Source organism: Vibrio sp. MMH1-50, from assembly GCF_022347645.1.
In the GTDB taxonomy this organism is placed as follows: domain Bacteria; phylum Pseudomonadota; class Gammaproteobacteria; order Enterobacterales; family Vibrionaceae; genus Vibrio; species Vibrio harveyi.
Map to the genome: position 1 here is coordinate 49,033 of NZ_JAKRGG010000034.1, position 7,707 is coordinate 56,739.

Annotated in this window: 4 protein-coding genes; all 4 read left to right on the plus strand. The window is 44.4% G+C overall.

Annotation, left to right across the window (positions count from 1 at the left end; all coding sequences use genetic code 11):
- The first annotated feature begins 37 nt into the window (after window positions 1-37).
- The 4 genes from MHO32_RS20075 (at window position 38) to rsmF (ending at window position 7,324) form a co-directional block, all read left to right on the plus strand.
- Window positions 38-1,834 (plus strand): ABC transporter ATP-binding protein, encoded by a 1,797-nt coding sequence (locus MHO32_RS20075; protein ID WP_239213630.1) that lies wholly within the window; start codon window positions 38-40, stop codon window positions 1,832-1,834.
- 24 nt (window positions 1,835-1,858) lie between these two features.
- Window positions 1,859-3,106: a paraquat-inducible protein A gene (locus MHO32_RS20080; RefSeq protein ID WP_026000329.1), complete on the plus strand. Its 1,248-nt coding sequence runs from the start codon at window positions 1,859-1,861 to the stop codon at window positions 3,104-3,106.
- On the plus strand, window positions 3,099-5,753 hold the full coding sequence (locus MHO32_RS20085) for an MlaD family protein (RefSeq protein WP_239213633.1): 2,655 nt from the start codon (window positions 3,099-3,101) through the stop codon (window positions 5,751-5,753). The genes MHO32_RS20080 and MHO32_RS20085 overlap by 8 nt, the downstream gene beginning before the upstream one ends.
- 134 nt (window positions 5,754-5,887) lie before the next feature.
- The gene (gene rsmF, locus MHO32_RS20090; protein WP_038898057.1) at window positions 5,888-7,324 is read left to right on the plus strand and encodes a 16S rRNA (cytosine(1407)-C(5))-methyltransferase RsmF; all 1,437 of its coding nucleotides are present in this window, start codon (window positions 5,888-5,890) and stop codon (window positions 7,322-7,324) included.
- The last annotated feature ends 383 nt before the right edge of the window (window positions 7,325-7,707 follow it).

Sequence of the window (7,707 nt, forward strand, 5' to 3'; positions counted from 1 at the left end):
CAGCCCTACTTTTTAATAGGACTTATTCTCAATTACAATGAATCCGAAAAACGACACTATTAGCCGTTCTTGGTTGATAACACAAGTGAAAAAGCACAAGTCCAAGCTGATTCTAGCGAACTTGATAGCTGTACTTGCGACCTTGATTAGTGTTCCAATCCCTCTTCTTATGCCTCTCATGGTGGATGAAGTCTTATTGGACAAACCGGCATCGGGCTTAGCAGCAATGAACGCGGTTTTACCTGAAGCGTGGCACACACCTACGGGTTATATCTTCTTTACTCTGTTCTTGGTTGTGCTGATGAGGGCAGCAAGCCAAGGGTTTAATATTCTTCAAAGCCGACAATTTACCTTGGTTTCAAAGACAATCACCTTTGAAATGCGAAGTAAAATGATCGACAAGCTTGGTCGTATTAGCATTCGACAGTACGAAACAAAAGGCAGTGGTGGCATCAACGCTCACCTTATCACCGACATTGAGACCATTGATAAATTTATTGGTTCTACATTAGCTAAATTTGTTATCAGCCTACTGACGGTGATTGGTACAGCTATCGTGCTACTTTGGCTCGATTGGCGTCTGGGTCTGTTTATTCTTCTCGTCAACCCTATTGTCATTTACTTCTCACGTAAGCTGGGAAGTATGGTTAAGCACCTTAAACGCAAAGAAAACCATTCATTTGAGATTTTCCAGAACCGCTTAGTCGAAACTCTTGACGGCATTTATCAACTACGAGCGGCTAATAAAGAGCGAGAGTTTCTCCAGCAGTTAAAAGGCAGCGCTGACCAAGTTCGTATCGATGCTGACAAGTATGCATGGCAATCAGAGGCTGCGGGACGTGTCTCTTTCCTTCTGTTTTTAATCGGTTTCGAGTTGTTCCGTGCGGTTGCAATGCTAATGGTAATGTTCAGTGACCTTACCATTGGTCAAATTTTCGCGGTGTTTGGTTACCTTTGGTTTATGTTGTCTCCTGTTCAAGAACTATTGGGTATCCAATTCTCTTGGTACAGCGCAAAAGCGGCACTTAAGCGAATTAATGATCTACTCGAATTGGAAGAAGAACATAGACCTGTTTCGAAAGTAAATCCTTTCAAAGAAAATCGAGAGGTTGATGTAAAAATTGAACATGTTGATTTTTCATACAACAATGAAAACAAGGTGTTGGATGATCTCTCGTTGCACATTCCTGCTGGTAAGAAAGTGGCGCTTGTGGGTGCGAGTGGTGGTGGTAAATCAACCCTGATTCAATTATTGATCGGCGTTTACCGTCAGAATTCTGGTTCTATCCGTTTTAATGATGAGTTGACAGAAGACATCAGCTTTGAAGTAATACGCGACAAAATTGCCGTGGTTTTACAACAACCTATACTATTTAATGACACCTTAAGGCATAATCTGACCCTTGGTGGTGACTTTGATGAAATGTCATTATGGCGAGCACTAGAAGTCGCTCAGCTTCAGGACGTGATTTCGCAACTTAACCACGGATTGGATACTCAAATTGGTCGTAATGGTATTCGCCTATCCGGCGGTCAGCGTCAACGCTTAGCGATTGCACGTATGGTGCTGAGCAACCCACAATTTGTTATCCTAGACGAAGCAACGTCAGCACTGGACACCGCAACTGAAGCGGCTTTGCATAAGGCGTTAACGGAATTCTTACGCGGTCGAACGACTCTTATTGTCGCCCATCGCTTATCGGCGGTGAAGCAAGCAGATTTGATTTATGTGCTTGAAGATGGAAGAGTGACGCAAACAGGTACCCATGGTGAGCTCGTTGAGCAAGAAGGCTTATATCAAACCTTATATGGTGGCACTCAGTCCCACGCTTAAACCATTCAGTTTAGAGAGGTCGTTGTGACCTCTCTGTCTAAACACGCCATGCAACCGAATAGCGTCCGCTTGTGCCAAGGTTGCGAATTGCCTGTCGATATCGTCGATCTACCTAATGGCAAAAATGCACATTGTCCACGTTGTGGTACTCAGCTCTATCGTGGTGGTAGTCCTAGCCTATCTGGTAATCTCGCTATCGCTGTTACTTGTATTCTACTTTTTATACCTTCGCACTTTTTTAACTTCATCAGTATTCGGTTATTCGGTGTGATGATTCCGGCGACACTGCCATCTGGAATGATAACGTTATTTCAAGAGGGCTTCGTCCTCCTTTCTATCCTCATTCTTTTTTGTAGTTCTCTTGCCCCACTTATTGTGTGCAGTTCTGTTGTAACGGCACATTGGTCGTTGCATAAACGTTGGTTTAAAGGGCTTCGCGTTTCATTATGGTTAATCCAACACCTAAAACATTGGGTAATGTTGGATGTGTTCCTTGTGAGCATCGCAATCTCTTGTTTTAAGCTGCAAGATTACTCCGATATTTTTGTTGGACCGGGCTTAATTGGTCTTGTTCTATTACAAGTTTTTACGGTTCTGTTGATCTCTCGCATTAGTGTTCGTCGTTATTGGGAAGCATGGCAACCTGAAAACAGTTACGACTTCGAACACAAAGATGTGCATTGTCACGAGTGCCACTTATCGCAACCTGAAGGCGAAAACTGCCATCGTTGCCATCATGCGCTATACCACCGTAAACCAAATTCTATCCAAAAAACGTGGGCATATTTAATTGCAGCGACGATTGCGATCTTCCCTGCCAACTTGATTCCGATTTCAATTTTGCTGACAAACGGTAAGCGCTTGGAAGACACTATTTTTTCAGGTGTGGCAGGCTTAGTTAAAAACGGTATGTACGGAATCGCGGTTATCATTTTTGTTGCCAGTATCGTCGTTCCTGTGGCTAAGATTCTCGGCCTGACTTACATCTTGTTATGTATCAAATTCAAACGTTCGGTGTTTAGAAGACAACGAATGATGGTTTACTTTGCAGTAAAATGGATCGGCAAATGGTCAGTGATGGATTTGTTTGTTATTTCTATCATGATGACGTTGGTCGATCGTGGACAAATTCTCGACTTCACACCGGGCTATGGCGCTGTTGCGTTTGGTCTGGTGGTCGTTTTAACAATGCTTGCGGCGGAGAGCATTGACCCAAGGCTTATTTGGGACCAAGCCCCAACACAATCAGAAAAAGAGTCAATTAATGAGTGATCAGAACAGTTCTCAAACGTCATATGTGCCAGATGTAAAGAGGAGTAAAGGTATTTCTCCCCTTTGGTTGTTGCCGATTTTGACTATGGTCTTAGCTGGCTGGCTTGTTGTGAAATCAATTCATGACGCAGGACAGCGTGTACAAATCTATTTTTCCGATGCTGCGGGTTTGGTCGCTGGACGAACCACTATCCGCTATCAAGGTTTAGAAGTGGGAATGGTGCGCGACATTAACCTGTCTGAAGATTTAGGCAGCATTTATGTCGACGCTGATATCTACCCTGAAGCGACGAAACTGCTGAACGATAAAACGCGTTTCTGGTTAGTAAAACCAACAGCAAGTTTAACCGGCGTGTCTGGTCTTGATGCGTTGGTTTCTGGTAACTACATTTCTATCCAGCCAGGTGATGGTGAACAGTTTGAAACCACTTTTCATGCTTTGGAATCGGCTCCTACCGACTTACGAGTCACTCAAGGTCTGAACATTAAGTTGAAAAGCCGAGACTTGGGCGGCGTTTCTATTGGCTCGCAAATCGTCTACAAAAAGATTCCGATTGGTGAAGTGTTCAGCTATCAACTGAATGATGATGCGAAGTCCATAACCATTCAAGCCAATATACAAGAGCAGTATCAGCACCTGATTAATAGCCGCAGCCGTTTTTGGAACGTAAGTGGAATTGGTGCAAGCATCGGTTTTGAAGGTGTTGATGTTCGTCTAGAAAGTATGAGCGCCCTACTTGGTGGCGCTATTGCTGTTGACTCGCCAGATGATGGCGAACCCGTTGAAGAGAATACCGAATTCCGTCTTTATAAAGACCTTAAAACTGCGGGGCGCGGTATTCCAATCAAAATCGCGCTTCCTGATGACAACAAAATTAGCGGCGAAGGCGCGCCTATCATGTACCGCGGGATTGAAGTAGGACAAATCACCGATTTAAGCCTATCTGAAGGTCGTGAAGTGATTTTAGCGTCTGCTGCAATCCAACCTGCTTTCAGTGACATGTTGACTTCTGGCACACGTTTTGTTCTTGAAGAAGCAAAAGTTTCCCTTTCTGGTGTTGAGAATATCGCAAACCTTGTCCGCGGAAACTTTTTAACCATCGTCCCGGGTGAAGGTGAAAGATCTCGACGATTTACTGCCATTCGCCAGAATGTATTTAATCAGCAACAGCAGAAGTCGATTGCAATTCGCCTCGTTTCTGACAACTCCTTTGGCTTAGACAGCGGTGCAAACGTACTTTACAAAGGCATTGTCGTTGGCTCGATCATTAAAGTCGGTTTGCTTGATGAAAAACAAGCGCAAGCGGCAAAGCATGAAGTGTTCATGGATGTCCTTATCGACAATGAGTACAAGCATCTGATTAAATCGAACAACCGTTTCTACGTGACAGGCAGTGCTTCTGCAGAACTTACAGAGTCAGGATTGAGTGTCACAGTACCTCCAGCTAAGCAGCTTCTCACTGGTTCAATCAGCTTCGTTAGCCAAGGACAAGAACAAATCCAGAAAGAATACCAATTGTTCCAGAGCGCTTCTCTAGCGGAGCTTGCACAGTACAATCAATCTGGCTCTAAGACGCTGACTCTCTTTGCATCTGAGTTACCACCGATTTCTAAAGGTAGCCCTCTGCTCTACCGCAATTTGCCAGTTGGCAGCGTATCTGATTTCAATCTGGTCGATGGTGGCGTGATCGTCAAAGCAACCATTGAAAATCGATACGCGCACTTACTCAGTGAACAGACGGTATTTTGGAACCGTTCTGGTGTAGAGATTGATGCCTCTCTTGCTGGTATCACCGTCAAAGCTCACCCTCTTAAAACGTTGATCAAAGGTGGTATTGCTTTTGACTCCATTCCGGGCATTGAGAATAAAGTGGGTCAACGTTGGAAGCTATACACCGATCAGAACCAAGCACGTAAGTTTGGTCGAGTTATCGCGTTAGAAACTGATGGCAGTCAAGAAGTAACCAAAGGTATGCCAATTAAATATCAAGGTGTTAAGGTCGGTGAAGTTACTCTAGTCGTTCCAAACTTTCGTCGTGAAATGGTGGAAGTCACCGCGCGCATTCTTCCTGAATATGTCGACAACATCGCCGTTACCGGGTCACACTTCTGGCTAACAGAACCTGAAATTGGGCTGGGTGGCGTGAAGAACTTAGGCGCGTTAGTATCAAAATCCATCAGTGTTGAACCTGGTAATGGCGCCGCGAAATTCAAGTTTGATTTAGCGGAAAGCCAGCAAGCACAACAAGGAGTGTCATTCACACTGCAAAGTGAGCAACGTGGTTCAGTTCAAGTTGGAACCCCTATCCTATATCGACAAATGGAAGTAGGCAGTGTAACGAGTGTCAGCTTGGGTGAGTTTGCTGATCGAGTGGTAACAAAAATCGAGATAAAGCCCGCATATGCATATCTTGTTCGTCAAAACAGTGTGTTCTGGAATGTCTCAGGCGTAGATGTCTCTATTGGTCTAGGAGGCGCAAACATCAAAGCAGGTACATTTGACAGCTTAGTTCGTGGCGGCATTGCTTTCTCAACCCCTGAGCAATCACAAATTCCACCAGCGGCAAAACAAGGGCAATCTTTCTACTTATACCCTCAAGCAGAAGAGAGTTGGACTCAGTGGCGCACTGCTATTCCAAAACCATAATGCTTTTAGAGAAAACTATCGACATAAAGAGCAGCAATCGCTGCTCTTTTTTATTGCTCAAACCTTGCTGGCTATTCGTTTCTGATCCGCTTTCGTATATTATTTGCGGCAAATTCTGCAATCGAGACTTCACTTTGCATTCTAACGTTTACATCCCAGAAGCTTTTCTGGAAAAAATCCAAACTATTCTCCCTGCTCACCTCAACATGGAAGACTTTATCGCGTCGTGCCAAAAGCCATTACGCAAAAGTATTCGTGTTAATACGTTGAAGATCAGCGTAGAAACGTTTTTGGAGCGTGCAGAATCAAAAGGCTGGACGCTTTCTCCGGTTCCTTGGTGTGATACGGGTTTTTGGATCGAAGCGGATGAATCGGTTGTCCCACTAGGTAACACTGCTGAGCACATGTCAGGGCTATTTTATATTCAAGAAGCAAGCTCAATGATGCCTGTCTCTGCCCTGTTCATGGATGATGAATCCTACGACGCGGTTCTCGATACCGCAGCTGCCCCTGGTTCTAAAACAACGCAAATTGCTGCGTTGATGAACAACGAAGGCGTTTTGGTCGCGAATGAATACGCCGCGAGTCGTGTAAAAGTACTTCATGCCAACATTGAGCGTTGTGGTGTGCGAAATGCGGCGCTAAGTAACTTCGATGGTCGTGTGTTTGGTGGCTGGCTCCCAGAACAATTTGACGCGGTTCTATTGGATGCGCCATGTTCTGGTGAAGGTACGGTTCGAAAAGATGAAGACGCAATGAAGAACTGGACGCAAGCGTCGGTGATTGAAATTGCAGACACACAAAAAGATCTGATTGAAAGTGCTTTCCACGCTCTTAAGCCAGGTGGCGTGATGGTTTATTCAACCTGTACGTTGAGTACCGAAGAGAACCAACAGGTTTGCCATCACCTTAAAGAAACTTTTGGTGACGCAGTTCAGTTCGAGAGCTTAAAAGATCTGTTTGAAAATGCAGAAGCGGCGCTAACAGAAGAAGGCTTCTTACATATCTTCCCTCAGGTTTATGACTGTGAAGGCTTCTTCGTAGCTCGAATTCGTAAGCTTACAGCAGTAGAAGCGCCACAAGTAAAAAAACGTATGGGTAAATTCCCATTTGTAAAAGCGTCTAACAAAGAATCAGCAGAAATCGCTAAGCAGTTACAAAACACGATGGGCATCGAACTACCAGATGACAGCACGGTTTGGATCCGCGATAAAGACGTTTGGCTTTTCCCTGACGCGCTAGAACCTATGATTGGCGAATTACGCTTTTCGCGTATGGGCATTAAAATCGCCGAAGCGCACAAAAACGGTTACCGCTGGCAACATCAAGTGGCAACTGCCCTAGCAACTGGTAACGAGAAAAACGCAATTGAGTTAACGATTGAAGAAGCTCGAGAATGGTACATGGGTCGCGATGTTCGCCCGCAAAACATTCCAACAGATATGAAAACGGGTAAAGGCGAAGTGCTCGTGAAGTACGAAGGCGCGATTATTGGTCTTGGGAAATGGGTAAGTAACCGCGTTAAAAATGGTCTTCCACGTGAATTAGTGCGAGATAAGAACTTATTTTAGTAGCAAAGTGAAATACTATAAATAAATGAAAAGCCATCGTATTTACGATGGCTTTTTGGTTCTAAAGCATGATTGGAACTGGGTTCACTAGCGATCCGAGTGCCCTGTACTAAACTGAATGTATCAAAGCATCGCTTTGAAACGGCATTTCTCTCTATGTTTAACCGACAATATGTGTTGGTCAAAAAGTTTAGCGCAGGCTCTATAAAGGAGCCGTTTCCCCTAGGCCCAAAATAAGGACGAGTTTGGGCCATTTTTTTGACTGATGCATTCCCTATATGAGCTATACCCAAGTGACTTCAAGATGCAGGATTCAGAGCGTTGTCATTGATTCGAGAGTAAGGAAAACAACGCAGTGTAATAGCTAGCTCTTTCCAAGTTGT

Coding starts and splice junctions, on each gene's coding strand:
- MHO32_RS20075 (WP_239213630.1), top strand. CDS start 38: ATGAATCCGAAAAACGACACTATTAGCCGTTCTTGGTTGATAACACAA.
- MHO32_RS20085 (WP_239213633.1), top strand. CDS start 3,099: ATGAGTGATCAGAACAGTTCTCAAACGTCATATGTGCCAGATGTAAAG.